General features: G+C 68.6%; 22 protein-coding genes. 9 read left to right on the top strand and 13 right to left on the bottom strand.

The window, feature by feature from the left end; genetic code table 11:
* Positions 1 to 197 precede the first annotated feature (197 nt).
* From purB to ACTHL4_RS07885, 3 genes are all read right to left on the bottom strand, one after another.
* Entirely contained in the window at positions 198 to 1,610 is a 1,413-nt protein-coding gene (gene purB, locus ACTHL4_RS07895) for an adenylosuccinate lyase (RefSeq protein ID WP_440282201.1), read from the bottom strand.
* Between the two features lie 65 nt (positions 1,611 to 1,675).
* A complete protein-coding gene (locus tag ACTHL4_RS07890; protein ID WP_440282200.1) occupies positions 1,676 to 2,635 on the bottom strand; it encodes an FAD-dependent monooxygenase in 960 nt (319 codons plus the stop codon).
* Entirely contained in the window at positions 2,632 to 3,411 is a 780-nt protein-coding gene (locus ACTHL4_RS07885) for a VOC family protein (RefSeq protein WP_440282199.1), read from the bottom strand. Before ACTHL4_RS07885 ends, ACTHL4_RS07890 begins: the two co-directional genes overlap by 4 nt.
* Before the next feature lie 115 nt (positions 3,412 to 3,526).
* Here ACTHL4_RS07885 and ACTHL4_RS07880 point away from each other — a divergent pair, with 115 nt between their 5' ends.
* Positions 3,527 to 3,946, top strand: a complete 420-nt coding sequence (locus ACTHL4_RS07880) for a hypothetical protein (RefSeq protein WP_440282198.1) — start codon at positions 3,527 to 3,529, stop codon at positions 3,944 to 3,946.
* Positions 3,947 to 3,954: 8 nt separating this feature from the next.
* On the opposite strand, the gene ACTHL4_RS07875 is transcribed toward ACTHL4_RS07880, so the two are convergent.
* The 4 genes from ACTHL4_RS07875 to ACTHL4_RS07860 all read right to left on the bottom strand — a co-directional run bounded on the left by ACTHL4_RS07875 (position 3,955) and on the right by ACTHL4_RS07860 (position 7,676).
* Positions 3,955 to 4,470: a low molecular weight protein-tyrosine-phosphatase gene (locus ACTHL4_RS07875; RefSeq protein ID WP_440282197.1), complete on the bottom strand. Its 516-nt coding sequence runs from the start codon at positions 4,468 to 4,470 to the stop codon at positions 3,955 to 3,957.
* Positions 4,471 to 4,485: 15 nt separating this feature from the next.
* Entirely contained in the window at positions 4,486 to 5,688 is a 1,203-nt protein-coding gene (gene galK / locus ACTHL4_RS07870; protein ID WP_440282196.1) for a galactokinase, read from the bottom strand.
* Positions 5,685 to 6,782, bottom strand: a complete 1,098-nt coding sequence (galT, locus tag ACTHL4_RS07865) for a galactose-1-phosphate uridylyltransferase (RefSeq protein WP_440282195.1) — start codon at positions 6,780 to 6,782, stop codon at positions 5,685 to 5,687. Before galT ends, galK begins: the two co-directional genes overlap by 4 nt.
* 180 nt (positions 6,783 to 6,962) lie before the next feature.
* Positions 6,963 to 7,676, bottom strand: coding sequence for a DUF4282 domain-containing protein (locus ACTHL4_RS07860; RefSeq protein WP_440282194.1), 714 nt, complete (start codon positions 7,674 to 7,676; stop codon positions 6,963 to 6,965).
* Between the two features lie 203 nt (positions 7,677 to 7,879).
* Here ACTHL4_RS07860 and ACTHL4_RS07855 point away from each other — a divergent pair, with 203 nt between their 5' ends.
* Entirely contained in the window at positions 7,880 to 8,506 is a 627-nt protein-coding gene (locus ACTHL4_RS07855) for a TetR/AcrR family transcriptional regulator (RefSeq protein ID WP_440282193.1), read from the top strand.
* Between the two features lie 49 nt (positions 8,507 to 8,555).
* Positions 8,556 to 10,868 (top strand): MMPL family transporter, encoded by a 2,313-nt coding sequence (locus tag ACTHL4_RS07850; RefSeq protein WP_440282192.1) that lies wholly within the window; start codon positions 8,556 to 8,558, stop codon positions 10,866 to 10,868.
* Between the two features lie 108 nt (positions 10,869 to 10,976).
* Here the strand turns inward: ACTHL4_RS07850 and ACTHL4_RS07845 are convergent, their stop codons facing one another.
* Both ACTHL4_RS07845 and ACTHL4_RS07840 read right to left on the bottom strand, forming a co-directional pair.
* The gene (locus ACTHL4_RS07845) at positions 10,977 to 11,813 is read right to left on the bottom strand and encodes a hypothetical protein (protein ID WP_440282191.1); all 837 of its coding nucleotides are present in this window, start codon (positions 11,811 to 11,813) and stop codon (positions 10,977 to 10,979) included.
* A 79-nt stretch (positions 11,814 to 11,892) separates the two neighbouring features.
* Complete coding sequence (locus ACTHL4_RS07840) at positions 11,893 to 12,726, bottom strand: hypothetical protein (protein ID WP_440282190.1); 834 nt, start codon at positions 12,724 to 12,726, stop codon at positions 11,893 to 11,895.
* A gap of 89 nt (positions 12,727 to 12,815) precedes the next feature.
* On the opposite strand from ACTHL4_RS07840, the gene argS reads away from it, so the two are divergent.
* The gene (gene argS / locus ACTHL4_RS07835) at positions 12,816 to 14,555 is read left to right on the top strand and encodes an arginine--tRNA ligase (RefSeq protein ID WP_440282189.1); all 1,740 of its coding nucleotides are present in this window, start codon (positions 12,816 to 12,818) and stop codon (positions 14,553 to 14,555) included.
* A 112-nt stretch (positions 14,556 to 14,667) separates the two neighbouring features.
* On the opposite strand, the gene ACTHL4_RS07830 is transcribed toward argS, so the two are convergent.
* Positions 14,668 to 16,383, bottom strand: a complete 1,716-nt coding sequence (locus tag ACTHL4_RS07830) for an alpha/beta hydrolase (protein WP_440282188.1) — start codon at positions 16,381 to 16,383, stop codon at positions 14,668 to 14,670.
* 179 nt (positions 16,384 to 16,562) lie between these two features.
* Between ACTHL4_RS07830 and ACTHL4_RS07825 the strand changes: the two genes are divergently transcribed.
* The gene (locus ACTHL4_RS07825) at positions 16,563 to 16,751 is read left to right on the top strand and encodes a hypothetical protein (RefSeq protein WP_440282187.1); all 189 of its coding nucleotides are present in this window, start codon (positions 16,563 to 16,565) and stop codon (positions 16,749 to 16,751) included.
* 69 nt (positions 16,752 to 16,820) lie between these two features.
* On the opposite strand, the gene galE is transcribed toward ACTHL4_RS07825, so the two are convergent.
* Positions 16,821 to 17,843 carry a UDP-glucose 4-epimerase GalE gene (galE, locus tag ACTHL4_RS07820; RefSeq protein ID WP_440282186.1) on the bottom strand — a complete coding sequence of 341 codons (1,023 nt, stop codon included), beginning with the start codon at positions 17,841 to 17,843 and terminating at the stop codon, positions 16,821 to 16,823.
* A 72-nt stretch (positions 17,844 to 17,915) separates the two neighbouring features.
* Here galE and ACTHL4_RS07815 point away from each other — a divergent pair, with 72 nt between their 5' ends.
* Positions 17,916 to 18,449, top strand: coding sequence for a DivIVA domain-containing protein (locus ACTHL4_RS07815; RefSeq protein ID WP_440282185.1), 534 nt, complete (start codon positions 17,916 to 17,918; stop codon positions 18,447 to 18,449).
* A gap of 173 nt (positions 18,450 to 18,622) precedes the next feature.
* On the opposite strand, the gene paaK is transcribed toward ACTHL4_RS07815, so the two are convergent.
* Complete coding sequence (gene paaK / locus ACTHL4_RS07810; protein ID WP_440282184.1) at positions 18,623 to 19,936, bottom strand: phenylacetate--CoA ligase PaaK; 1,314 nt, start codon at positions 19,934 to 19,936, stop codon at positions 18,623 to 18,625.
* Positions 19,933 to 20,346 (bottom strand): hydroxyphenylacetyl-CoA thioesterase PaaI, encoded by a 414-nt coding sequence (paaI, locus tag ACTHL4_RS07805; protein WP_440282183.1) that lies wholly within the window; start codon positions 20,344 to 20,346, stop codon positions 19,933 to 19,935. Before paaI ends, paaK begins: the two co-directional genes overlap by 4 nt.
* A 296-nt stretch (positions 20,347 to 20,642) precedes the next feature.
* On the opposite strand from paaI, the gene ACTHL4_RS07800 reads away from it, so the two are divergent.
* From ACTHL4_RS07800 to ACTHL4_RS07790, 3 genes are all read left to right on the top strand, one after another.
* Positions 20,643 to 22,520, top strand: a complete 1,878-nt coding sequence (locus ACTHL4_RS07800) for a S53 family peptidase (RefSeq protein WP_440282182.1) — start codon at positions 20,643 to 20,645, stop codon at positions 22,518 to 22,520.
* Between the two features lie 210 nt (positions 22,521 to 22,730).
* Positions 22,731 to 23,543, top strand: a complete 813-nt coding sequence (locus ACTHL4_RS07795) for a L,D-transpeptidase (protein WP_440282181.1) — start codon at positions 22,731 to 22,733, stop codon at positions 23,541 to 23,543.
* Positions 23,544 to 23,711: 168 nt separating this feature from the next.
* Positions 23,712 to 25,649: a S53 family peptidase gene (locus tag ACTHL4_RS07790; RefSeq protein WP_440282180.1), complete on the top strand. Its 1,938-nt coding sequence runs from the start codon at positions 23,712 to 23,714 to the stop codon at positions 25,647 to 25,649.
* Positions 25,650 to 26,012 lie beyond the last annotated feature (363 nt).

Below are 26,012 nucleotides of genomic sequence, written 5' to 3'. Positions count from 1 at the left end.
TGGGGAAGGTTTGGTACGGGTTCAGCCGGCCGGGCGTGCCGAAGTCTGCCCTGGGGAAGGTTTGGTACGGGTTCAGCCGGCCGGGCGTGCCGAAGTCTGCCCTGGGGAAGGTTTGGTACGGGTTCAGCCGGCCGGGCGTGCCGAAGTCTGCCCTGGGGAAGGTTTGGTACGGAGCCAGGTCGCCGGCCCGGCGTGGATCAGTCGTCCAGGAACGTCACCAGTTGTGGCGCCAGCCCGACATACGTGGCGGGCGTCATGGTCAGGAAGCGTTCCTCGACCTCGGCCGGCAGGCCCAGCCCGCGCACGAACTCCCGCAGGTCGGCGTCGCTGATCCGGCGGCCACGGGTCAGCTCCTTGAGCCGCTCGTAGGGCTGCTCCATGCCCGGCACGCCCTGCGCTCCGAGGGCGCGCATCGCCGACTGGATCGGCTCGCCGAGCACCTCCCAGTTGGCGTCGAGGTCGGCCGCCATCTTCTCCGGGACCGCGTCGAGCCCGGCGAGCCCACGGGCGACGTTGTCGATCGCCAGCACGGAGTGCCCGTATGCCGTGCCGATGTTGCGCTGCATCGAGGAGTCGGTCAGGTCGCGCTGCATCCGCGAGGTGACCAACGTGCGGGCGAGCACCTCGAGCAGGGCGTTGCTGACCTCGAGGTTGGCCTCGGCGTTCTCGAAGCGGATCGGGTTGACCTTGTGCGGCATGGTGCTCGAGCCGACCGTGCCCTGGCCGCGGGACTGCGCGAAGTAGCCCATCGAGATGTAGGTCCACACGTCGGTGGCCAGGTTGTGCAGGATCGCGTTGAACCTGGCCATGTCGCTGTAGACCTCGGCCTGCCAGTCGTGGCTCTCGATCTGCGTGGTCAGCGGGTTCCACTGCAGGCCAAGGGATTCCACGAACGAGCGGGACAACGAGATCCAGTCCGTGCCGGGCACGGCCGCGACGTGTGCGCCATACGTGCCGGTCGCGCCGTTGATCTTGCCGAGATATTCGGCGGCGGCGATCCGGCGCAGCTGCCGCCGCAGCCGGTGGGCCAGCACGGCCAGCTCCTTGCCCATCGTGGTCGGTGTCGCCGGTTGGCCGTGGGTGTGTGCCAGCAGCGGGACATCGGCGAGTTCCGCTGCCATTGCGGCGATCTGGTCGGCCAGCGCGGTGGCCTTGGGCAGCCACACCTGCCGGGTGGCACCCTGCACCATCAGCGCGTAGGACAGGTTGTTGATGTCCTCGCTGGTGCAGCCGAAGTGGACCAGCTCGGCGATGCCGGCAGCGTCGTCGCTGCCGACGATCTGCGGCAGGCGTCGCTTGAGGTAGTACTCGACGGCCTTGACGTCGTGCACCGTCTCCCGCTCGATGTCGGCGAGCTCAGCGATGTCCGCGGTGTCGAACTGCGCTGGTATGTCGCGCAGCCCGGCGATCTCCTGCTCGGTCAGCCGGCGCACACCCGGCACCGCCTCGTGGGAGGTGAGGTGGATCAGCCATTCGACCTCTACGTGCACCCGCTCGCGGTTGAGTGCCGCCTCGGAGAGGTGGTCGACCAGCGGGGCGACGGCGGTCCGGTAACGCCCGTCCAGGGCGCCGAGCGCGATGGGCGGGTTGGCATCAGCAAGCGAACGCATGCGCCGATTGTCCCAGAGCGTCCGCGACGGCCGCGTCGCGCGTTCGTCGGGTGGTCGTCGGGTGGTCACGGTATGGCGAGAGCGGTGCGCATCAGCGCAGCCGAGCCGAGCCGGGCGACCTGCGTCGCGGGCAGCCGACGGGCCTGCCAGCCACGCAGGTCGCTGCCGGCGTTCAGGCTCTTCGCCAGTGTCGCCGCGTCGACGATCGCACTGCACGCGCCGCGTCCCAGATTTGGCAGCATCGCGTGTGCGGCGTCACCGATGACGACATACCTGCCTCGTGCATACGACCGCATGCGCGGGGCGACCCACAGTGCCGTGGCGAGCGTGTCCAGGCCGGCATCGGCCAGCACTCGGTTGACGGCGGGCGCGGCGTCGGCGAACCGGCTGCGCGCCTCCTCCAGCACCGCAGCCACCTCGAACGGCTCCACCAGCGCGCTGCGGTGGGTCGTGAACCAGTAGCTCCGCTCACGCGCCATCGGCGCGATGCCGCACAGCCGGCCGCCGCCCCAGTACTCGCCCACCTCGTCCGGGGCCGGTGCGCCCGCACGGATCCCGCGCAGCGCGACGTATGACGTGGGCACGCGCTTCGCGGCCCTGGCCTCGACCAAGCCACGCACGCGGCTGCGGACCCCGTCCGCGCCGACCACCAGGTCTGCGTCCAGCACGGCCGGATCAGTGACTTCCCCGGCCACGCGGCGCACGCTCGGCGGAACCGCGTCCGCGAGTGCCGCGAGCAACGTCGGCCGGTCGACCAGCACCGGCCCCGGACCGCGCACCGAGACGAGGCGACGACCGTCGATGCGGTGCAGCGCGCCGCCGGTCTGCCGGAAAGTGTCGTCCGGCAAGGCACCGATCCGGTGCAGGACCTTCCGCGCGCCGCCCCACAGCCCGAGGGCACTTCCGGTGGCCGACCGCTCCGGCTGGGCCTCGTGGATCGTCACCTCGAAACGGCCCGGATCGAGCAGCGCCGCCAGCGTCAGACCGGCGATGCCGCCACCGACGACAGCGATCCGATCAGTCACTCCCCGGCGGTGTCGTCCATGGCGATGACGGTGAAGACCTCGCTGTGCCGCCCCTGCAGCACCGCCTCCGGCCCGAACGGCGTGTCCAAGGTCATCAGGATCGCGGCGCCGAGCTCCTGGGCGATCTGCGCCGACGAGTCACGATCGGCCACCGCGAAGTGCACCAGCCACGACGGCGGAGCATCCTCCGGCAGCTGCCCTGCCTGGTGTATGCCGGCGACGACCTCCCCGGTCGGCAGTTTCGCGACGGCGTAGGAGTCGCCTCGGTCGTCATACGAGTAACCGAAGACGTTGCGGTAGAACGCTTTCGAGCCTTCGAGGTCGCGGGTGAGCAGGTCGTTCCAGGCGACCGAGCCGGGCTCGTTGACCAGGCCGAAGCCGATGAGGCCCTCACCCTGCCACAGCCCGAAGAAGGCGCCGGTCGGGTCGGAGCAGTAGGCGGAGTGCCCCACACCCTCGATGTCGATGACCTCGGTGAGCACCCGCCCACCGGCCGCGGTGACGGCCGCGCAGCTGGCCGTGATGTCGTCGGTCGCGAAGTAGGTGGTCCAGAACGGCGGCGCGTCGGAGCCGTTCTTGTGCTCCAGCCCCGCGACCGGGAGGTCGTCCTTGCGGCATACGCGGTAGTCCTGGTCGTCCGTGCCGCGCAGCACGTCCCAGCCGAACAGCTTCTCGTAGAAGTCCTGGGCGTGGTGCATCCCGCGGTGAGCGGGCTCGAAGGCGCAGTCGACCCAGCACGGGGTGCCGGCGGGCCACGGTGTGGTGCGAGTCGTCATGCAGCGAGCTTAGGCGGTTGCCGCGCTGGGCCACGGTGCGGCCGTTCGGCAAAATCAACTTCAAGGTTTCGCCAACGACGGGTCCGTGCGCCTGCGGGCGCCATACCGTGTGCACATGAGCGACGACAGGGTGGGGAGGTGCCCCCAGATGGCGGCGGATCCGAGCGTCTCGATCGCCTTCCGGGCATCGCGCGAGGCGGCGAAGGCGCTGATGGCCGACGCCGGAGCCTTGCGGTGGCTGTTGCACGTCGTGGAGACCAGGCTGCGCACGGACGGGGAGACCGGCGTGGCCACCCACCTCCATCTCGACATCGCCGAGGCGATCGTCGACGCACACATCGAGGAACTCCTGGAGCCGGCCATCACCCCCGAGCGCCTGGCGCAGCTGCGCACCGACCCGCGTGCGCTGGTGGTCATCGCGGCGCTGCACTACGTGACGATGCCGCACTGCCCGATGTTCACCGACGGCGCAGAGGACCTGGAGATCCTGCGGTGGGCGACCGAGGTCGCCCGGTGCGAGCTGCCGGTCGGCTGAGCTGCGCCTCAGAGGGCGCGCTGCAGCTCGGCGACCAGCCCGCGGCAGGCCGCCTCGACCTCGTCGCGACAGCGGTCGAAGTCGGTGGCGTTGCCGAAGTAGGGGTCGTCGAGCTCCAGCTCGCCGGCCGCCATCGCATCCGGGTCGAACTCCCGCACCAGCCGCGTCTCGGCACCGGATCCGGCAGCGCCGAGGCCCTCGCGCAACTGCAGCAGGTCGTGCAGGTGGCCGCGGTCCGCGGCGAGGATCAGGTCGCGACCGGCCAGGTATGACGCCTCCAGCTGCCGGGCCCGGTGTGCGCTGCCGTCGTAGCCGCCCCGGCTGAGTGCCGCGAGGGTGCGCGGGTCGGCTCCCTGCCCGACGTGCCAGTCACCGATGCCGGCGGAGTCCACGACGACCTGGTCGGCCAGTCCGGCCTCCTCGAGCATCGCCCGCAGGATCACCTCGCCCATCGGCGAGCGGCAGATGTTTCCCGAGCACACGAAGCACACCGTGTAGGGCGCTTGAGCGGATTGAGCTGTCACCCGGACGACCCTACGTCACCGGATCCGAGCGGCACCCCCGCTGGCAACCGCCTCGAAGACGGCCGGTGCCGGGAAGCCGCCGCGCGCTGTCGCTGCGACACAGGCATCCGCGACCGTCGCGGCATCGTCGTGGTCGACCAGCGCGATCACGCAGCCGCCGAACCCGCCGCCGGTCATCCGCGCACCGTGGGCGCCGGCTGCCACCGCCGCCTCCTGCAATGTGTCGACACTCGGCACGGTGATCTCGTAGTCGTCGCGCATCGAAGCGTGGGAATCATTGAGCAGTGGGCCGATCCGGCGCAGGTCGTCACCGGCGAGGAGCAACCTGGCCGCCTGCTCCACGCGTGCGGAGTCCGTCACGACGTGCCGAGCCCGCCGACGCAGCAGCGGCGGCAGCTTGTCCAGCGTGGTGGCCAGGCTCTCCAACGGCACGTCGCGCAGCTCGTGCACCCCCAGGCGCAGCGCCGCCTCATGGGAGGACTGGCGACGTTCGGCATACTCGCCGCCGGTGTGCGAGTGCTCCGTGCGCGAGTCGATGACCAACAGCGACAGCCCGGCGGCGGGCAGGTCGAACGGCAGCTGGGTGATCGCCACCGCGCGGGTGTCGATCTGCATCGCGTGCGCCTCCTGCCCGCACACCGACGCCAGCTGGTCCATCAGGCCGGTCGGCGCGCCGGCGATCTCGTTCTCGGCGTCGCGGCCCAGGTCCGCCACGGTCTCCTCGTCCAGTTGCCAGCCGAGCAGGTCGGACCAGGCACGAGCAGTCACGCAGGACAGCGCGGCCGATGACGAAAGTCCCGCTCCGACAGGCACATTGGAGTCCAGCGCGATGTCGAGGCCGGTCACCGGAAGGTCGCGCCGGGCGGCCGCCCACCCCACGCCCACGACGTATGCCGCCCAGCCGTAGTCGCCATCCTCGGTGACGTCGGTCAGCTCCACGGTGGCCACGGCGCCGTCGTCCATCGACGCCGACGCCACCCGCACCAGCGTGTCTTCACGCCGGCGCACCGCCGCCACGGTGTGCTGCGCGAGCGCGATGGGCAGGACGAATCCGCCGTTGTAGTCGGTGTGTTCACCGATGATGTTGACCCGGCCGGGCGCCGCCCACAGCCCGTCGGGCTCGGCGTCGTACAGCGAACGGAAGCGGGCCGCGAGAGCGTCGAGGTCGACAGCGTCGGGAGTGCGAATCACCTTGTTGCTCATGGGTTCATCGCTCATGCCGACGCGTCTCGCAGACGCTGTGCCACGTCCTCGGGCAGGCCGTCGTTGACGAACGCACCCTGACCGGACTCCGATCCGGCCAGGAACTTGACCTTGCCCTCCGCACGGCGGATCGAGTAGAGCTCCAGGTGCAGCCACGCCACGTCGCGGTGCGAGGAGGCCGGGGCCTGTTGCCAGGCCGCGATGTAGGGCGTCGGCTCGTCATACAACCGGTCGAAGCGCTGCAGCACGTCGAGATAGACACCGACGAAGCCGTCGCGCGCGGCGTCGTCGAGCGCGGGAATGTCCGGCACCTGCCGCTTGGGATAGAAGTGCACCTCGATCGGCCAGCGGGCGGCGAACGGGACGAACGCGATCCATTCGTCGTTCTCGGCGACGATCCTTGTGGCAGCAGCTGTTTCGCTGTCGATGAGGTCCCCGAAGAGGCTGCTGCCGTGCTCGTCCAGGTAGGTCTGCGCGTGCTGCAGCTCGGTTGCCGCCCGCGGAGGCACGAAGGGATAGGCGTAGATCTGACCGTGCGGGTGCTGCAGGGTGACGCCGATCTCCTTGCCGCGGTTCTCGAAGGGGAAGACGTGCTCCACGCCGTCCATCGCATTCAGCTCGGTGGTGCGGTCCGCCCAGGCGTCGACGACCAGCCGCGCCTGTGCCGGGCTGAGTGCTGCGAAGGAAGAGTCGTGATCGCTGGTGAAGCAGACGACCTCACACCGGCCGCGTCCGGCGCGCACCTGCTCGAGGCCTTGCCCCATCGTGGGGACGGAGGCAGTCGGGGTCTGGGGCGCCTGCGCGTTCAATTCGTATGACGGGAAGCGGTTCTCGAACGCGACGACCTGGTAGTCGGGGGAGGGGACCTCGGACAGGTGGTCGCGCGACGGACACAACGGGCATTGGTCCGCCGGCGGCAGGTACGTGCGGCTCTGCCGGTGCGACGCGACGGCGATCCACTCGCCGGTCAGCGGGTCCAGGCGCAGTTGCGAGCTGGTCACCGCCGTGGGCAGATCGCGTCGATCGGGAACGGCCTGCCGGTCGGTGCCGTCGGCGTCATACCAAAGGATCTGGCGGCCGTCGGCCAGCCTGCCCGTCGTGCGCTCCATCGCGACCCTCTCGTCGGATCGAAGTGTCCGCTGCTTCGATCGAAGTCGGACGTTTGAAAATGTTCAAGTCTGTTGTAGCACGCTCAGCGTACGCGGCGGATGCCGGCAAACGTGAAGCGGCCGCATCCGACGAGGGATGCGGCCGCTCCACGGCGTCTGCCGACGCGTGACGGTGCTCCGTCAGTCCTTGGACCGCTGTGCCAGGCGGGCGACGTTGATCGCCAGCTCGAGCGCGAGCCGGACGATCGCGACGATGATGATCAGCCACACCAGGTCGGTGATGCTGTGGATGACCGCGGAGAAACCGCTCATGTGCTTGACATGCGTCCCGCCGAAGTCCTCGCTGCCGAAGTTGTAGACGAGGTTGCTGATGAAGTTCAGGACCGCCCAGATGATGACGCCCAGGAACGTCAGGCTGGCGATCTTCTCGGTCAGCGACTTCTTGAACTGCAGGTCCGAGAAGAGGTCGCCGACACCTTCGCCGGCGCCCGAGACGACCTGACCCGCACCGGACGCGAACTGCTGCCCGGCCTGCTGAGCACCGCTGGCAAAGCCGCCGTGCTGGGTGTGCGTCTGGTCGGCCTGCTGGTCATAGCCCTGCTGGCCGTGCGGGTCGTAGCCCTGCTGGTGGTAGGACTGCTGGTCGTAGCCCGGCTGGTAACCCGGCTGCTGGCCGTAGTCGGGTTGCGGAGCGCTCTGTCCGTAACCCTGCTGCTGTCCGTAACCCTGCTGGGTGTCATGACCCTGCTGGTCCTGACCCGGCTGGCCCTGGCCCGCCGCCTGCTGCTGGCCGAAACCCTGGCCGAGACTCTGGCCCTGGTAGCCCTGGCCACCCTGCGGGGCACCCTGGCCCTGCTGATCGTTGTTCCACGAGCCACCTGTGGGCGTCGACATACGTTCCCTCCTTGGTCGGTAAGGCCCCTTGCGTGGCGCCCTCTGTCGCAGTCCATCCAACCTGCTGAGCCGCGAGGCGTCCAACGAACGCACCGCCGCGAGCGATTCGAGGCGAGCGACCGACCCGCAGTCATGGTCGGCGCGACGCACATCACATCGGACCGATTTGCACTTTGATATCCAAAAGGGCAAAAATTGAAGACATGCTCAGGACCTCGCCGGACACGACACCGCAGCTGCGCATCGCGGTGCCGATGTCCGCGAAACGGGCGCGGACCACCTACGCCATCACCCGGGCGGCGCGCGAACTGGCCGCCGACAAGGGGTATGACGAGTTCACGCTCGACGAGCTCGCCGCCAAAGCGGGCGTCTCGCGACGCACGCTCTTCAATTATTTCGACGGCAAGCTCGAGGCAACCCTCGGTGGTGGCCCGCAACTGACCCAGGAGGACATCGACACGTTCCTCGCCGGCGGCCCCACGGGGGAGTTCGTCGACGACGTGGCGGCGTTGGCGCTGGGTGTGCTGCGGGCCAGCACCGAGGTGCCGCTCGAACGCGACGACTGGACGCTTGCCCAGCGGTGCTTCGAGGTCAATCCCAAGCTGATCATCGCCGCACAGCAGAACTTCGAGGGCTTCGCTGCAGGCATTGCCGAACTGCTCGCGCGCCGCTCCGGCCGGCCGGCCGACGATGCCGAGAACGTCCTGCTCCTCACCGTGCTCGCCGCGACGTTCCAGGTCTCGCTGCACCGGTTCAGTGCGGGCGACGACCGGGAGATCCCGCAGATCTTCCTGGACAACCTGCGGACGGTGCGCCGGATCCTGCGCTGAGAGCGCCGTTCATTCCCCAGACCGAAACCATCTCAACCGAAGGACACCCATGGCTTCCCTGCTCTATCGGCTGGGCCGCACGGCCTACCGCCGGTGGCCGATGTTCCTCGCCGCGTGGGCGATCGTCCTCGTCGGCTTCGGCGCCGTCGCCATCGGCGTCAGCAAGCCGATGGTCGACAAGTTCAGCATCCCCGGCATCCCGTCACTGCAGGCCCAGTCGATGCAGCAGCAGCTCTTCCCGGGCACCGGCGACGTCCAGGACCAGGCCTCCGCGACCGTCGTCGTCGCTGCACCACAGGGTCACACCCTGGAGGAGACCAAGTACAAGAACGCCGTCAACGACCTGATCGCGGATTTGAAGAAGATCCCGCAGATGCCGACCGATCCCGCGGCACAACCGGTCAACCCGGTCGTCGCCGCACACGCCCAGAGCCGGCAGATCCTGGCCGCGGCGGGCAAGAGCCCGCAGGAGCAGGCCGCCGCCAGGAAGAACGCGCAGGCCCTCTCGCCGCTGTCGCCGGACGAGCGCACCGGCACCATCAGCTGGAACTTCAAGGTCGACACCGTCGCCGACGTGAAGGCCAGCACGCAGGACGACGTGCTCAAGGCGCTCGACGGCGCTCGCGCCGACGGCTTGCGCGCGGAGGTCAACGGCACCGGCATGCAGGCGATGCCGGAGACCGGTGGCAGCAGTGAGCTGCTCGGCATCATCGTGGCCGCCTTCGTCCTCTTCATCACCTTCGGCTCGCTGGTGGCCGCCGGTATGCCGATCATCTCCGCCGGTGTCGGCGTGCTCATGGGCGAGCTGGCGATCCAGTTCGCGACCGGCTTCACCACCATCGGCACCACCACACCGATCCTCGCCACGATGATCGGCCTGGCGGTCGGCATCGATTACACGCTCTTCATCCTGGCCCGCTACCGCACCGAGCTGCAGAACACCGACGACCGCGCGCACGCCGCCGGCCTCGCCGTCGGGAAGGCAGGCAGCGCCGTGGTGTTCGCCGGTCTGACGGTCCTGATCGCCCTCTGCGCGCTGTCGGTCGTCGGCATACCGTTCCTGACCTCGATGGGTCTGGCCGCCGCGGGTTCGGTGTTCTTCGCCGTGTGCGTCGCCCTGACCCTGCTGCCTGCCGTGCTCGGCATGCTCAAGACCAAGGCGTTCGGTGCGCAGCTGCGCAAGCGGCAGGACAAGGTCGCCGAGGACGGCAGGACCACCAACAACGGCGTGCGCTGGGCGAAGCTGCTCGGCAGGAAGCCGGCGATCGTCGTCACCCTGGTGGTCGTCGTGCTGGGCGCGCTCGCCCTGCCGATGAAGAGCCTGCACCTGGCGCTGCCCAGCGACTCGACCGCGCCCACGTCCACCACCCAGCGGCAGGCCGCCGACATGATCACCGAGGCTTTCGGCGCGGGCCGCCAGGCTCCGCTGCTCACGGTCGTCGACGGCAGCAAGATCGACGGTGCCCAGCAGCGGATGGCGGCATACGGCCAGGTGATGGGCTGGGCCGGCAGCCAGCCGGACGTGGTCAACGCCAAGATCATCGCGGTCAACCAGGACAAGTCCGGCGCGCAGATCCTGATCACCCCCAAGGGCGGCGCCGACGACCAGTCCACGCTGGACCTGCTGGACGCGCTGCGCAACGGTCAGTCGACCATCGAGGCCAAGACCGGCACCGAGGTCGGCGTCACCGGAGCCACCGCCGTGCAGACCGATGTGTCGACCCAGCTGACCAATGCCCTGCCGAAATACCTGGCGGTGGTGATCGGCTTGGCCTTCATCCTGCTGATGATCGTGTTCCGCTCGATCCTCGTGCCGCTGACCGCGACTCTCGGCTTCCTGCTGTCGGTGCTGGCCACCCTCGGCGCCACGGTCGAGGTCTTCCAGAAGGGCGCGCTCGGGCTGGTCGAGGGCCAGCCGATCGTGAGCTTCATGCCGATCATCCTGATCGGGATCGTCTTCGGCCTGGCCATGGACTATCAGGTCTTCCTGGTCACCCGGATGCGGGAGGCCTACGTCCACGGCGCCGACGCCCGGGCGTCGATCGTCGACGGTTTCCGGCACGGCGCGCGGGTGGTGGCGGCCGCCGCGACCATCATGATCTCGGTGTTCGCCGCGTTCATGCTGCAGAGCAACAGCCTGATCCAGTCGATGGGCTTCGCGCTCGCCGCCGCCGTCTTCTTCGACGCGTTCGTGATCCGCATGGTGCTGATCCCGGCGATCATGTACCTGCTGGGCGACAAGGCCTGGTGGCTACCGAAGTGGCTGGACCGGATCCTGCCGCGGGTCGACGTCGAGGGTGAGGGGCTGGCCGAGAAGCTGGATGCCGAACGCTCGGACGACGCGGCCCTCGCCAACGCCTGAGTGCCCGCCGTATGCCGTCACCCGCCTGGCGGCATACGGACGACCGAGCGGCCCGGTGAGCGGGGTGGGCACCGGGGCGCTCCGGTCGCCCAGCACGTCAGCCGCGCGTCACCGGATCGACTGGGGGTCGACGGCGCCCGAGGGGGCACTCACGGTCGGCTGCTGATTCCAGCCGTCCATCGTCAGCGCGCCCTCGTCGCGCTGCTTGTCCGGGGGCAGCAGCCGCAACACGTAGGTGCTGTCCGCGGCCAGGGTCAGGCTGCCGCCCTCGTCGGAGTGGTCGGTGATGACATAGACGTCCTTGCCGTCCAGCGAGGACTTCGTGCTGGACGCCTTGGCCAGGTCGCTGTCGCTGAGTGAGTCCTTGCTCAGCACTTGGTCGAGGAAGTTCTTGATGGTGACCGAGGCGAACTGCTTGCTGGCCGACGGCGGCGAGATGATCCACTTGTCCGCGGTCTTGGCCGCGACGTTCGCCGGCAGTCCGCCGCTGGTGGTCCAGAACTTCCGGTCGGCCTTGATGTAGGTCTTGCCGGACACGGTCCGCAGGGTCGCCGAACCCTTGCCGGCCTCGGCGAGCTGCACCTCCTGGTTGGTGCCGGCGATGTTGCCCTTGATGTCGATGGTCTCGTTCTGCGATGCGTCGTTGATCTTGATGTGCAGGTGCGCGGACTTGGCCTTGGGGTATGCCGCCCGGGCCCGGTGCACCAGGGTGGTGGCGTCCGGTACGCCCGCCTGAGCGCTGCCGCTCGTCGCCGCGCTGGTCGCCGCGCTGGGGGCCGACGACGACCCGCCGGCGGACGGACCCGCGGACGAGCCGCTGCCGCCCGAGGCGCCGGCGCTCGCCGGGGCGCTGCTGCCGGAGCTGGAGCTGGAGCCGCACGCGGCGAGGGACAGACCGAGCGCCGCGGCGAGGGTCAACTGGGAGACGCGAGTGACGGTACGCATGTCCCCAACGTACGTGACCGTGGGCGCGGTCCCTGCGACGACGCGCGACGGGTCCGTCGGCGGACCCGTCGTCATCAGATCAGGTCGTCGGACCGGTCGTGCGGTCGGGTCCGGAACCGGAGCCGGGGTCCGGGAACGTGACATAGCCCTTCGGCACATCCACCCGGGCTTGGGTGTTCCAGCCGTCGAAGGTCGCCTTGCCGTCGGACCCGTCATCGGAGGCGCCGGAAACCTCGGCGACGTTGTTCTTCCCGTCGGCGAAGACCTTGAAAGTATTGGTGTCGGCGTGTGAGTCCTTGCCCTGTGCGACGAACACCGGCGCGTCGCCCTGCGACCCGCGGCTGGTGGTCATGTCGCCGAGTTCGCTGTCGGAAAGCGCGCCTTCGCCGAGCATCTCGTCCAGGAACGCGCGGATGGTCAGCTTGCCGATCGAGTTGTCGGTCGCCATCCGGTGGGGCGCGAGCACCCACTTGTCGGCGAGCAGTGCGGCCGTGGTCGTGTCGGACTTCGCCGCGGACTCCCAGAAGTCCTGATTGCCCTTGATGTAGTACTTGTCGTCGACCGTGCGCAGCGTCGCGTTGCCGCTGCCCGGGTCCTTGATGGACAGTTCCTGATTGCTGCCGTCCATCGTGCCGCGGATATCGATGGTCTCGGTGACGCCGTTGTCGTCGACCGAGGCGTGCAGGTGTGCCGAGGTCGCCGCTCGGTATGCCGACCGGGCGTCATGAGCCAGGGACGTGGCGTCCGGCACCGGCGCAGTGGCGTCGACCGACGCTCCGGCACCCGACGAGACCGACGACGCACCCGACGACGGGCCCGTCACCGTGACGGTGCCGGAGGACCCGCACGCGACCATTGCCGGGCTGAGGGCGAGGACGAACGCGCAGACGGAGATGCGAGTGACGGACCGCATGACTCCAGGATAATGGCGAGGACGACAGGCGTTGCGGGGTCCTGATATCGATTCGTCCGGCCCCGGGCGCACCGCCTAATCTAAAGGCCATGACCGATCCGACCGTTGCCCTCACCACCCGCGTCCAGCAGGCCCTCGCCGAGGCCTTCGGACCGGAATGGCGAGAGGCGGACCCGGTGATCCGTCCGGCCAACAAGCGCCAGACCGATGCGGACTTCCAGGCCAACGCCGCGATGGCGCTGGCCAAGCGGGTCGGCAAGCCGCCGCGGGAGGTGGCCCAGGCGATCGCTGACCGGATCGCTGCGGACGACGCATTGATCTCGGCGGTGGAGATCGCCGGCCCCGGCTTCCTCAACCTCACCCTGCGGACCGACTGGGTCGCTGCCGCCGCCAACCATCAGCTCGACGACGAGCGGCTCGGCATACCGTCGCCGGAGCACGAGATCGTGGTCATCGACTACTCCTCGCCCAACGCGGCCAAGGAGATGCACGTCGGCCACCTGCGCACGACCGTCGTCGGCGACTCGCTGGCGCGCACGCTGGAGGCGCTGGGTCACCAGGTGATCCGGCAGAACCACCTGGGCGACTGGGGCACCGCGTTCGGCATGCTCATCGAGCACCTGCTGGAGGTCGGCGAGGACAGCGACGACGCCAAGCTGCTGGAGACCGACCCCAACGCCTTCTACCGGGCGGCCCGCACGGAGTTCGACGCTGCAGGTGATTTCGCGGTGCGGGCCCGTCAGCGGGTGGCGACGCTGCAGAGCGGCGACGCTGAGAGCAAGCGGCTGTGGGTCAAGATCATGGACTTCACCCGCAACTACATCAACCGGGTGTATGCCGACCTGGGCATCACGTTGACCGATGCGGACCTGCGCGGGGAGTCGTCATACAACGACGAACTCGCCGAGGTCTGTGACACGTTGCAGGCCAAGGGGATTGCGGTCGTCAGCGAAGGTGCGCTGTGCGTCTTCCAGGACGAGTTCACCGGTCGGGACGACAAACCGGTGCCGCTGATCATCCGCAAGTCGGACGGTGGATACGGTTACGCCACAACAGATCTGGCGACCATCCGGCACCGCTCACTCGACCTGCACGCCACCCGTGCGTTGTATGTCGTGGGCGCTCCGCAGAACCTGCACTTCCGGATGGTCTGGGCGGCCGCCGACAAGGCCGGATGGGTGCAGGGCACCGAGCCGATCCACGTGCAGATCGGCAATGTCGTCGGCACCGACGGCAAGATCCTGCGCACCCGGTCCGGTGACCTGATCTCCTTGCAGTTCCTGGTGGATTCGGCGCTGGAGCGTGCGGCCGAGGTCGTCGCCGAGTCGCGGCCGGACCTCTCGGACGAGGAGCGCGCGACGATCGCGCACCAGGTCGGCATCGGAGCGATCAAGTACGCCGACCTGTCGGTGTCGCACGACTCGGGTTACACCTTCGACCTGGACCGGATGCTCGCCTTGCAGGGCAACACCGGCCCCTACCTGCAGTACGCCACGGCCCGGATCCGGTCGATCCTGTCTCGTGCGGACGCAGTGCAGCTCGACGGACCCATCGTGCTGAGTGAGCCGGACGAGCGGGCACTGGCGTTGCGGTTGCTGGACTTCGGGCCGGTGGTGGCCGAGGTCGGCGAGACCCTGGAGCCGCACCGCCTGGCGGCATACCTCTACGACCTCGCGACGACGTTCACGGCGTTCTACGAGCACTGCCCGGTGCTCAAAGCGGAGGACGCAGCCGTCCGCGACAGCCGCCTCGCGCTGTGTGCGCTGACCCGCAAGGTGCTGGTCAAGGGCCTGGACCTGCTCGGCATCGAGTCCCCGGACCAGATGTAGCGGTTCCACGTCGGTCGAGTAGGGCGAGCCGATAGGCGAGCCCGTATCGAGACCACGTGCGCCGAACACCTGGTCTCGATACGGGCTCGTTCCTCGCCCTACTCGACCCGCGTTATGCGTGCGGGCCACCCAGAATGTCGCCGATCAGTTTCTCCAGGATCGTGCGCAGCACCGTGCTGAGGTCGTCGGACTCGTGCTTCTCGGTGGGTTTCGCCGAGTCGTCCAGGCCGGGTCTCGGCCCGGAGACCTGCGCACCGACCGGATAGACCTTGCTGTCACCGGGCAGCGGCATGCCTTGGCACACCGAGTCCTGTTCCGGCACAGCGCCATGCATCAGGAAGCCGTATGCCGCGTCGGTGACACAGGTGTTCTTGCTGCCGAGCACGGCGCCGTGGTTGCCCTGGTTGTTGACCGTCAGCAGCACCGTGTGGGGTGACGCCTTGTGCGCGGCGACAGCACCTTCGTACGGCGTCGCCGGGTCGAGGGTGGTGTCGACCATGAGGATGGTCGGCGACTTGGACAGGTCGACCTTCCGGTTGGTGGCCTGGTAGGGCCAGTAGGCGCACTGGTTGACGACCTGCCCGTACCCCAGAAGTGGATACTTCGGTCCGAGACTGCGGGCCCGATCGACGTAGTAGTCGGGGTCGCGCTGCCACGAGGTGTCGTTGCAGGTGGTCGCCATGAAGGTGGTGCTCTCGCGGTTGTCGGTGTAACTGTCCGAACCGGAGCCGAGCAGGGCGAACGCCCGGTAGAGCGCGATCTTGTCGCCGTCGCGCGCTTCGTCCAGGAAGCCGAGGAACTTGGCCGCCGTGACCAGCCCCTTGTCGGAGTACATCTGCTGGGCGAGGACGTTGTCGACGACGTTCGCGGAGAAGAAGCCGAGCCGGCCCTCGGCGGCCGCCTTGCGCACTCGCTGGTGGGTGGCTTCGACCTCCGCGGCGGTCGCGCCGATGCCGTACTGATCGTGGTGCCGGGCCGCCCACGGCTCGAACTGCTGGGTGAAGCGGCGCTGGAAGCCCATCGGTTGGTAGCCGAAGCTGGCCTGGAAGTCCTGGCTGAACGCGGTGTTGCTGTCCAGCACGAAGCGTCCGACGTGCTCGGGGAAGAGCGTCGCGTAGTGGGCGCCGAGCCACGTGCCGGCCGAAACCCCGTAGTAGTCGATCTGCTGCACGCCGAGCAGTCGGCGCACCAGCTCCTGGTCGCGAGCGGTGTTGTCGGTGGTGATGTAGGGCAGGTAGTCGCCGTGTCGGGCGACGCATTTGTCGACCGAGGCCTTCACAGCGGTTTGCAGTGCGGTGACGTCGTCGGCGGTCAGCCGGTGGTTGTCGCGCACCCTGCTGCGCGGCGGGTCGCAGCTGACCGGTGTGCTCTCGCCGGTGCCGCGCGGGTCGACGCCGACCACGGTCTCGGTGCGGCCCATCGGCGACATGGCCGCGACGATGGCCGAGAAGCGGGCGGCCGGGCCACCGGGTCCGCCGGGGTTGGTGAAGACCACACGGCTGGATGCACCGGGTCGTTCGGGCGTGGTGCGGGTGACCATCAGGGTGATGTCGCCCTTGTCGGGGTGGGCGTAGTCCTTCGGTGCGCTGACTCGCGCGCAGGTCGACCGCTTCGCCGCCGTGCCGAGCTCGCGAACTTCGCGCGGGCACAACGCGGCGCTCCAGGTCAGCTGCTGGGAGGTGTATTCGTCCAGGTCCGCATGCGTGGGCGACAGGTCACCCGCTGCGGCAGCCGCGGTCGCCGGGGCCGCGGCCAGCGCACCACCGCTCGCGGCGAGGAGGACGGCCAGGGCACTCACGGTGACGAGGTGCGGCAGGCGACGACGCATGACTGGACTCTCTTCCCTGCTGAGGGGGTGTTCGGTGTCGCGCCATGGACGTGGCCAGGGTCCGGATCGGTTCCGATCGCCGCCGTGCTGCGGAAAATGGAGCGCTGCAGCGGTCGCGTGCGTCACACTGGAACCACGAGTATGACGCTCGGGGGGTGCAGGACTTGGGAGGGATCACCATGTCCGGAAACCCGGATGCAGCAAAGTCGACGCAGCTCTATTTCGTCGTGGTCGGCCGTGTCGGCCGACTCATCGTCTGGTCGTGCACCAACCCGGTGCCGCCGGACTGGAGCATCGCCTTCGGCCCCGGCACGCGGACCCAGTGCGAGCAGTACCTGCACACGCATCAGCACTTCGCGCACCACTGACCCGGCGCACGGCATACGACGCCCACGTCGCCGAAGAAGCCGTCATGCGGCATGAAGGTGCGGCGTGGATCAGCCCTCGGGGAAACCGTTCGGGTTCTCGGACTGCCAACGCCACGTGTCCGCACACATGTCGTCGATCGTGCGCGTGGCGCGCCAGCCGAGCTCCTGGTGCGCTCGCGCCGGGTCCGCCCAGTAGGCCGGCAGGTCACCGGCACGTCGTTCGACGACTTCGTAGGCCAGCTCGTGCCCGACGGCGCGTTCGAAGGCGTGCAACAGCTCCAGCACCGAGGTGCCTTCGCCCGTGCCGAGATTGAACGCACGCACCGGCTCGCTCATCGCCGGCAGATGCTCCAGAGCGGCCACGTGGCCGGCGGCCAAGTCCATGACGTGGATGTAGTCGCGCTCTCCGGTGCCGTCCTTGGTCGGGTAGTCGTCGCCGAAGACGCGCAGCTTGTCGCGCCGACCGACCGCCACCTGGGCGATGTAGGGCATCAGATTGTTCGGCACCCCCTGCGGGTCCTCACCGATCCGGCCGGACGGGTGGGCACCGACGGGGTTGAAGTAGCGCAGCAGCGCCACCCGGAACCCGTCGGTGACGGACGCGACGTCGGTCAGCACCCGCTCGATCATCACCTTCGTCCGGCCGTATGGCGAGGAAGCCGAAAGCGGTTCGTAGTCCTCGTGATAGGGAACCGGCGCGTTGTCGCCATACACGGTCGCCGACGAGGAGAAGACCAGCTTGTCGACACCGTGCCGGGTCATCGCGCGCACCAGCGAGAAGGTGCTGTCGAGGTTGTTGCGGTAGTAGTCCAGCGGCTTCTCGACGCTCTCACCGACTGCCTTGAAGCCCGCGAAGTGGATGACCGCGTCGAAGTCCTCGCCGGCGAAGAGCTGCTCGGTCTTGTCCACGTCGGTCAGGTCGAAGGCGTGCAGCGTGATCGCCTGTCCGGACAGCGCCTCCAGTCGGCCGAGCACCGTCGGCTTGCTGTTGGCGAAATCGTCCACGATGACGACATCGTGGCCGTGATCGAGCAGGGCCAGCACTGTGTGGGAGCCGATGTAACCGGCGCCGCCGGAGACGAGTACGCGCATGGTCCATCAGGTTACGGTGCAAGGATGGAGCCCGTGGTGAGGACCCTGTGGACAGCCGATCATATTTCGCGCGTGGAGAACCCGACACTGACCACTCAGCCTCAGGGCGGTTATGTGATGGCCGATGTGCAGCGACAGTTGGACCGTGTCCTGTCGTTGATGCGGGCACAGCAGCCGGTGCCCGCGATCGGCACCGTCGGCCTGCGCCGCGCGCGTTTCCGGGAGGGCTACACGCCGGAGTCGGTCACCGCACTCTTCGACAACATCGCCGAATGGCAGCGCCAGCTCACCATCCAGCAGGAGACCCGCGACCTGGATGCGCCGGAGCAGCAGGTGCCGGATCGCGGCCGGCTGACCTGGAGCCGGCAGCAGCAGGTGTGGGTCCGTGAGATCACCTTCGCGGCAACACGTTTCGGCTCGGCGTACGAGACCGACCAGGTCGACGACTTCCTGGACAACGTGCTGCGGGCGATGGGCAACGGCGAGCCGTTGCCGGACATCCGGTCTGCGCAGTTCCACATGTCCCGGGCCGGCCGCGGCGGCTACGACGCCGCCGCCGTCGACCACTTCCTCGATCAGCTGGAGCGCATCCGCCCGCTGCGTTGAATGGCTTCGATTCCTCGCGGCCCGCGGGTAGCAACGGCTCGCAGGCTCGCTCGCTGCTATCCGCGAACCGGTCGTCGTCTCGCGGGCGTCGCCTTGCCGTCCGGACGGGTCGCTCTTGCCTGTCGCCTGTGCTGATCCGGTGGGGCGAGGACGAGTGTCTCGAGGCCCGACCCCTACTTCGGGCGGTTGTCGACGATCCGGCGGGCTTTGCCGACGGAGCGCTCGATGCCGCCGGCGGGGAGCACGGTGACCCGGGCCGACGTGCCGATCCGGTCCTTGATGTCTCGGGCGAGGTCGATCTCCACCTGCGCCCACAGGTCGCTCGAGAAGCCTTCGGTCGCTTCGACATTGACGGTCAGCTCGTCCAACCGCCCGGGGCGGTCCAGCACGCACTGGAAGTATGGCGACAGCCCGTCATACCCGAGCGCGAGCTCCTCGATCTGGGTCGGGAAGACGTTCACCCCCCGGATGATCATCAGGTCGTCGCTGCGGCCGGTGATCTTGGCCATCCGCCGGAACGCCGGTCGCGCAGTGCCCGGCAGCAGGCGGGTCAGGTCCCGGGTGCGGTAGCGCAGCACGGGCATCGCCTGCTTGGTCAGCGAGGTGAAGACCAGCTCGCCCTCCTCGCCGTCGGCGACCGGCTCGCCGCTCACCGGGTCGATGATCTCGGGCAGGAAATGGTCCTCCCAGATCGTCGGTCCGTCCTTGGTCTGCGCGCACTCCATCGCGACGCCCGGTCCCATCACCTCGGACAGGCCGTAGATGTCGACGGCGTCGATGCCGGCACGCTCCTCGATCTCGGCCCGCATCGCATCTGTCCACGGTTCGGCGCCGAAAACGCCTACCCGGAGCGGGAGTTCGAGCGGGTCGATGCCCTGTGCGGTCATCTCGTCGAGGATCGAGAGGAAGTATGACGGCGTGACCATGATCGCGCGGGCGCCGAAGTCGCGCAGCAGCTGCACCTGTTTGGCGGTCTGACCGCCCGACATCGGGACGACCGTGCAACCGAGCCGCTCGGCGCCGTAGTGCGCACCGAGGCCGCCGGTGAACAGGCCGTAGCCGTAGGCGACGTGGCAGACATCGCCCGGCCGCACTCCCGCGGCCCGCAGCGAACGAGCCACCAGGTCGGCCCAGGTGTCGATGTCCTGGCGGGTGTAGCCCACGACGGTCGGCATGCCGGTCGTGCCGCTGGAGGCGTGCACGCGCACCACCTCGGATCGCGGCACGGCGAACATCCCGAACGGGTAGTTGTCCCGCAGGTCGGCCTTCCCGGTGAACGGCAGCAGCCGCACGTCACCGAGTTCCTTGATGTCATCGGGATGGACACCGCTGGAGTCCAAGGCGTTCCGGTAGTGCGGCACGTTCTGGTATGCCGCGGCGACCGTCGCCTGCAGGCGCTCCAGCTGATGTGCGCGCAACTCGTCGATCGACCACTTCTCGGCGGCATCCCATGCCGCTGCGGGGTCCAGCTCTGCACCATCACTCATGAGATCCTCCTCGACCTGCCACGAAACTCTGCGATCACTGCGCCGTCGGCCTCGCGACGGACCGTCACGTCGGTGATGCCGGACCGGCCGTAGGTCACGCGCTCGCTGGCGTCGGCGACCAGCACGTCACCGAGCCGCCCGGCCGTGACGAACGAGATGTCGCCACCGGAGGCCACCGTGGTGTGGCCGCTCGCATTGCACGCGAGGGCGAACGTCGAGTCGGCCAGCAGGAAGATGTGCCCGCCGTGCGCGATGTCGTGCCCGTTGACCTGATGCTCACGCAACTGCATGCGGGTGCGTGCGTGGCCGCGGCCGTCGTCATACAGGCCGACATCGAGGAGCTCGATCTCCTGCGCCGCCGACGCACGATCCTCCTGCCACATCGTGTGCACGTGATCGGTTGCCTCCATGCGGGCAGTGTGCCACCGCGGGGGCGAGGAGGAGGACGATATCCCCGAATTACTGACCATTCGATCAGTATTTGGACAGGGGTCCGCATCCGAGTTCGGGAACCGCCGCCAACTCCCTTCCGCTACCGGCCGGTCCGCAGTAAGAATGTGCGGGGTGTCTCCAGAGACGCACGACGTGCAGTACGGGCACGTTCGGAGTGCGCAGGACATCCACGAGGGGAACGTCGATCGGTGGCCCAGGGAGCCTCCGTCTCGGTCGACGCATTTCCAGCAGTGCCCGTACAGGGAGGACCCCCATGAAGACTCGGCAGATCGCTGCAGGTGCCGTCGCCCTGACGGCGGCGGTGGGCATGACCGTCACGGCCACCACCGGCCCGGCTCGGGCCGCGGATCGCACTGTGCGCCTGACGAATTCGGGTCGTGCGTCGATTGCGGTGCACGACAAGCTGGTCGACCGCGGCGCCGTCGCCTCGCACACCCTGATGCACCTGTCGTTGCAGGTGCCGTTGCGCAACGAGCGCATCCGGCAGGATCTGCTGCGCAAGGGCGCGGTCATCTCGCCCCAGCAGTACGACCGGCTCTTCGCCGCGTCGCCGGCGGATCTGCGCAAGGTTGCTGCATGGGCGACGGATCACGGGTTGCGGGTGACCGCCACCGACGCGACGTCCGGTGCGGTGCAGGTCACCGGTACGGCCGCCGCCATCAACAAGGCCTTCCGCATCACCCTGCGCACAGCACACGCCGAGGGGCGCACCGGCATCGTCCCGGACAACGCTCCCGCTGTGCCGGCGAGTCTCGGGATCAGCGGCGTCTCCGGTCTGAGCACGCTGGGGCGCAGCGCCGTCCGGCCCCAGCAGCAGCTGCAGGTTCGGCGCGAGCCGGTGGCGCGCCATACGCTCGGCAGCCAGCAGACCGCCGCGGCCGCGAACAACCAGTACTGCTCGAAATACTGGGGGCAGAACCTCGCGGTCACGGCACACAAGTACGCCAAGATGTCCAACTACCAGTGCCCGCTGTCCCCGCAGCAGGCCGTCAAGATCTACGGCATGTCCGGCGCCGCGAACGCCACGCCCAGCCTCGGAATCTTGTTGTGGGGCGACGACCCGAACGCCTTGACCAACGCCAATGTGCTGTCCGGCGCATACGGCTACCCGAAGCTGACGAAGTATTCCAAGCTGGTGGCCAAGCCCAATGCGCGAATGGTCGACTGTGAGGACGGCTCCAGCGAGCAGAACCTCGACGTCCAATCGACCCACGACATCGCCCCGAAGGCGGCGATCCGCTACTACGGCGCCGCGAGTTGCTACTTCGTCGACACCACGGCGATGCTCGCCAAGGCGGTCGCGGAGCACAAGGTCACCACGGTGTCGATGTCGTTCGGCGCCCCGGAGAAGTTCCAGGACGCGAGTGACCTCTCACAGTTCAACCGGGTCGCCGCCCAGGCCGCCCTGACCGGCATCTCGGTCATCGTCTGCAGCATGGACAGTGGCGACTACAGCACCGATCCGGACGTCGGCGCCCGGACGGTGGCGTTCCCGGCCTCGTCGCCGTTCGTGACCGCAGTGGGCGGCACCGCCGTCGGCCTCACCTCCTCGGGCGGTCGCGGCTTCACGCTCGGCTGGGCCAGTCGCTACTGGGACCAGCCCAACGCCGGCAACCTCACCGGCATCAAGCGGGTGTACGGCGGACACAACAGCATCGGCGCGGGCGGCGGGGTGAGTGCCAAGTTCGCCCAACCCGCCTGGCAGAGGGGCAAGGTCACCGGCACCACGACCAAGCGCGCGATGCCGGACGTGGCGGCGCTCGCCGACCCGGTCACCGGTCTGGCGATCGCCTACGGACCCTCGACGGCGGAGATCAGCATCGGCGGCGGCACCAGCCAGGCGACGCCGCTGGTCGCCGCCATGGTGGGCGTCTCCAAGTCGATCACGAAACGGCAGGTCGGCAACGCCGCACCCTACTTCTACAAGCTGGCGGGCAGCAGTGCGATCCGCGATGTCACCGGCCCGACCGGCACGTATGGCGCCTGGTTCGGCACATGGGACAACGGCGACCAGGTGATCGTCGGTGTCGGTGACAAGCCCGACTCGCTCACCGTTGCCAAGGCCTGGGACGACATCACCGGTGTGGGCGAGCCGACCGGCCAGGGCTTCCTGACCGGCTTCGGCCGCTGATTCGGCGAATCCCGTTCGTCCGTGCAGAATGCGTGAAGTTCAGGAGGGCAGGCACCTCCTCGCGGTGCGACGGCGTCGGGCGTCGCACCGCTCTTCGCGGGACAGAGAGCACACGTCGTGACCGAACCAGGTAAGCACCGTAGGACCGCAGGATCTTCACTGCGCCAGGTCGGGACGTCGGTGATCGGCGTCACCGTCGGATTTCTCGTAGTGGCGCTCGCAGTCTTCGGCGGGATCACATTGTTCGGCGGCGGCGACGACAAGCCGGCGGCCGTCACGACGGCCGCGTCGTCATCACCGGTCGGATCCGCCGGCGCCGCCCGATCGCCGGGCCAGTCCGACATACCGGTGCCGCACGTGCCGCAGTCGGTGCTCGACAAGCTGCCGGTGGCCGACACCGACGGCAAGGTCGTCGATGCGCCGATCGACCTGACCACCGGCAGTGGCGGCCTGGCGATCGAGATCGCCAAGCCGATGCCCGGCTTTGCGCAGCCGGGGAAGGAGCCGATCACACTGATCCCCAAGTCGCAGATCGGCACGACGACCTGGCTGCCGGTGCTGCGGACCGAGCGGGGTTGGGCGCAGGTGCGGCTGCCGTCTCGCCCGAACGGTGCCACGGCGTGGGTGCCGGCGGCAGGCCTCGAGCGCGCGAGAACCCAATGGGCGGTGCAGGTGTCGCTGTCCAAGGGCACCATCACCGTCACGTATGACGGCAAGTCCCGCGGAACCTGGACTATCGGACAGGGAAAGCCGTCGACACCCACCCCGGTCGGCGAGACGTTCCTGCTCAGCGGCTTCGTCGACCCCCACCAGTCCTTCTCACCGGTGATCTACGCACTCGGTGCACACTCCGCGACGCTGGACTCGTATGGCGGGGGCCCGGGCACGGTGGCCGTCCACGGCTGGCCGACCGCGGCGGGCCGCGAAGGGAAGGTCTCCCACGGCTGTATCCGGGTCCCCGATGCGGCTCTGCAGATGTTCGCGAAACTGCCGACCGGCACGCCCGTCGACATCGCCGTCTGAGCCCGCCATCTCGCGGTTCGAGCACCCCGGACGACCGGTCCGGCAACTGGTTACACCGCATGGTGATATTGGGTACTGTGTTGCCCGCGCCACACCCCGATCCCCGTCCGGACCCCCCATCCACAGGCATGGATCAAGCTTGAAATTCAACTATTGGGAGGAAGTTTGATGAAGCGTCGTCACATCGCGACAGGAGCCGTCGCGCTGACAACGGCCATCGCAATGGCGGGCACGGGTGCCACCATGGCGCACGCCGCCGGCAAGGGCAGCGACAAGGTGCGATTGACCAACTCCGGTCGCGCCGCACTGCCCGACCACGGCAACCTGCGCACTCTGAGTGCCGCATCCACCAGCGCCGACATCGACCTGTCGATCGCCGTCCCGCTGCGGAACCAGGCGCTGATGAACCGCATGCTGGCCAACGGCGCTGTCATCTCACCGGCGCAGTACAAGCAGCTCTTCGGCGCATCCCCAGCGTCGCTGCAGAAGGTCGCGGACTGGGCCAAGAGCGAGGGCCTCAAGGTCACCGCCAAGGACGCGGTCACCGGTCTGGTGACCGTCACCGCGCCGGTCCGCACCGTCAACAAGGCGTTCTCGCTCAAGATGCAGCGGGTCGCCCTCGGCTCCGACACCGGCTTCGCGCCGAACACCGACCCGTTGGTGCCCAAGTCACTCGGCGTCGTCAACGTCGCCGGCCTCACCACGGTCAGCAGCCGACACACCGGCCCGCTGGACACGCTCGGCACCCGGCGTCCGCTGAGCTCGGTGCGTTCGGCGCAGCACACCGAGTCGCCGTTCTCGAACAGGCGCGCCCTGCCGGGCGGCAAGGCTGCCGCTGCGGCGACGCCCTCGAACAAGTGCTCGGCTTACTGGGCCCAGTACTCCGCGGTGACGGCGCTGAAATTCCCGAGCACCTCCAACATGATGTGCGGCTACAGCCCGCAACAGACCGTGAAGCTCTACAACGCCGGCAAGGCGTCCACGGCCAAGGCCAACATCGGCATCCTGCTCTGGTGCTCCGACAAGGCAGCGAAGTCCAAGGCCAACGCGGTCTCGTCGGCGTTCGACTACCCGACGCTGACCAGCTACTCCGACCAGTCGGCTCCGGAGAGCAAGGCGAAGGACAGCGCCTGCCTGAAGCCCGACTACGGCGAGCAGGACATGGACGTGCAGACCTCGCACTACATCTCGCCGAAGTCGTCGATCACCTACTACGGTGCCTCCGACAGCACCGACGCAGCGCTGCTGAGCATCTTCAACAAGGCAGTCACCCAGCACAAGGTGAGCACCATCTCGATGTCATGGGGTGGTGACGAGTCCGGTCAGAGCAAGAGCTTCAAGCAACAGTTCGACCGCATCGCTGCGCGCGCCTCGCTGACCGGCATCAGCCTGTTCGCGAGCAGTGGCGACATGGGTGACGGAAGCATCCAGGAGGGCGACGTCACGCCGACCCGCGCCAAGGAGCCGAGCTACCCGGCCACCTCGCCGTTCTTCACCGCGGTGGGCGGCACCGCCGTAGCGCTCAACAAGGCGGGCACCCGGCAGTTCACCGTCGGCTGGTCGACCAGCCTCTGGGACCAGCCCAAGGCGACCAGCACCGCCGGCATCACTCGCTACCCCTACTTCGGCAACTCGGTCGGTGCGGGTGGTGGCGTGAGCCGTGACTACGCCCAGCCGGCGTGGCAGAAGGGTGTGGTCAAGGGGTCGACGACCAAGCGGACGATCCCGGACGTCAGTGCCGTCGCCGACCCGGCAACCGGCATCGTGCTCACCTTCGATGGCGCGACCGGCACGACGAGCGGCGGCACCAGCCAGTCCTCGCCGCTGGTCGCCGCCCTGGTGGCGTCGTCCAAGGCGCTGACCGGTCGCAAGGTCGTCAACGCCGCGCCCTACTTCTACAAGCTGCGGGGGACCTCCAACCTCACCGACGTCAAGGCGACGACCGCCGGCAAGTACGGCATGGTCTTCGGTCAACTCAAGAACGGCCACTACGTGCTCGAGGGCCTGGCGCAGCCGTCCGACTCGCTGCGCGTGGCGACCGGCTGGGACAACGTGACCGGTCTGGGCGAGCCCAGCGGCAGCTTCCTGACGTCCTTCGGTAAGTGACGTTCGGCCGAGATCCACAGCTCGATCCGGCGGCGTGGGCTGGTGCCCGGCACCGATCCGCGCCGCCGGCAGACGTACTTTTCGACAACTGAAGTGAAGGGGAGCAAGACCATGAGACGCAACACTGCGTTGTTCGGGGCTTCATTGGTGGCAGGTGTCGCTGCTGCTTCGGGGCTGATCATGACCGGCGGCACCAGCTCTGCCGCACCTCGCAATTCGTTCTATGGCGTCGCGTGGAGTGACCCGACGAGCGGCCAGTCCCAAGGTTGGAAAACGGGCACCTACTCAGATCCGTACGGCGTGGAGTTCGCGGGCGCAGCCTCTGCCAGTGCCGTGGCTGCCGGTCCGGCGACCTTCCGGTCG

The sequence above is a fragment of the Flexivirga sp. genome, assembly GCF_051955415.1.
Classification (GTDB): Bacteria; Actinomycetota; Actinomycetes; order Actinomycetales; family Dermatophilaceae; genus Flexivirga.
This window is presented reverse-complemented; position numbering and strand designations above follow the sequence as displayed.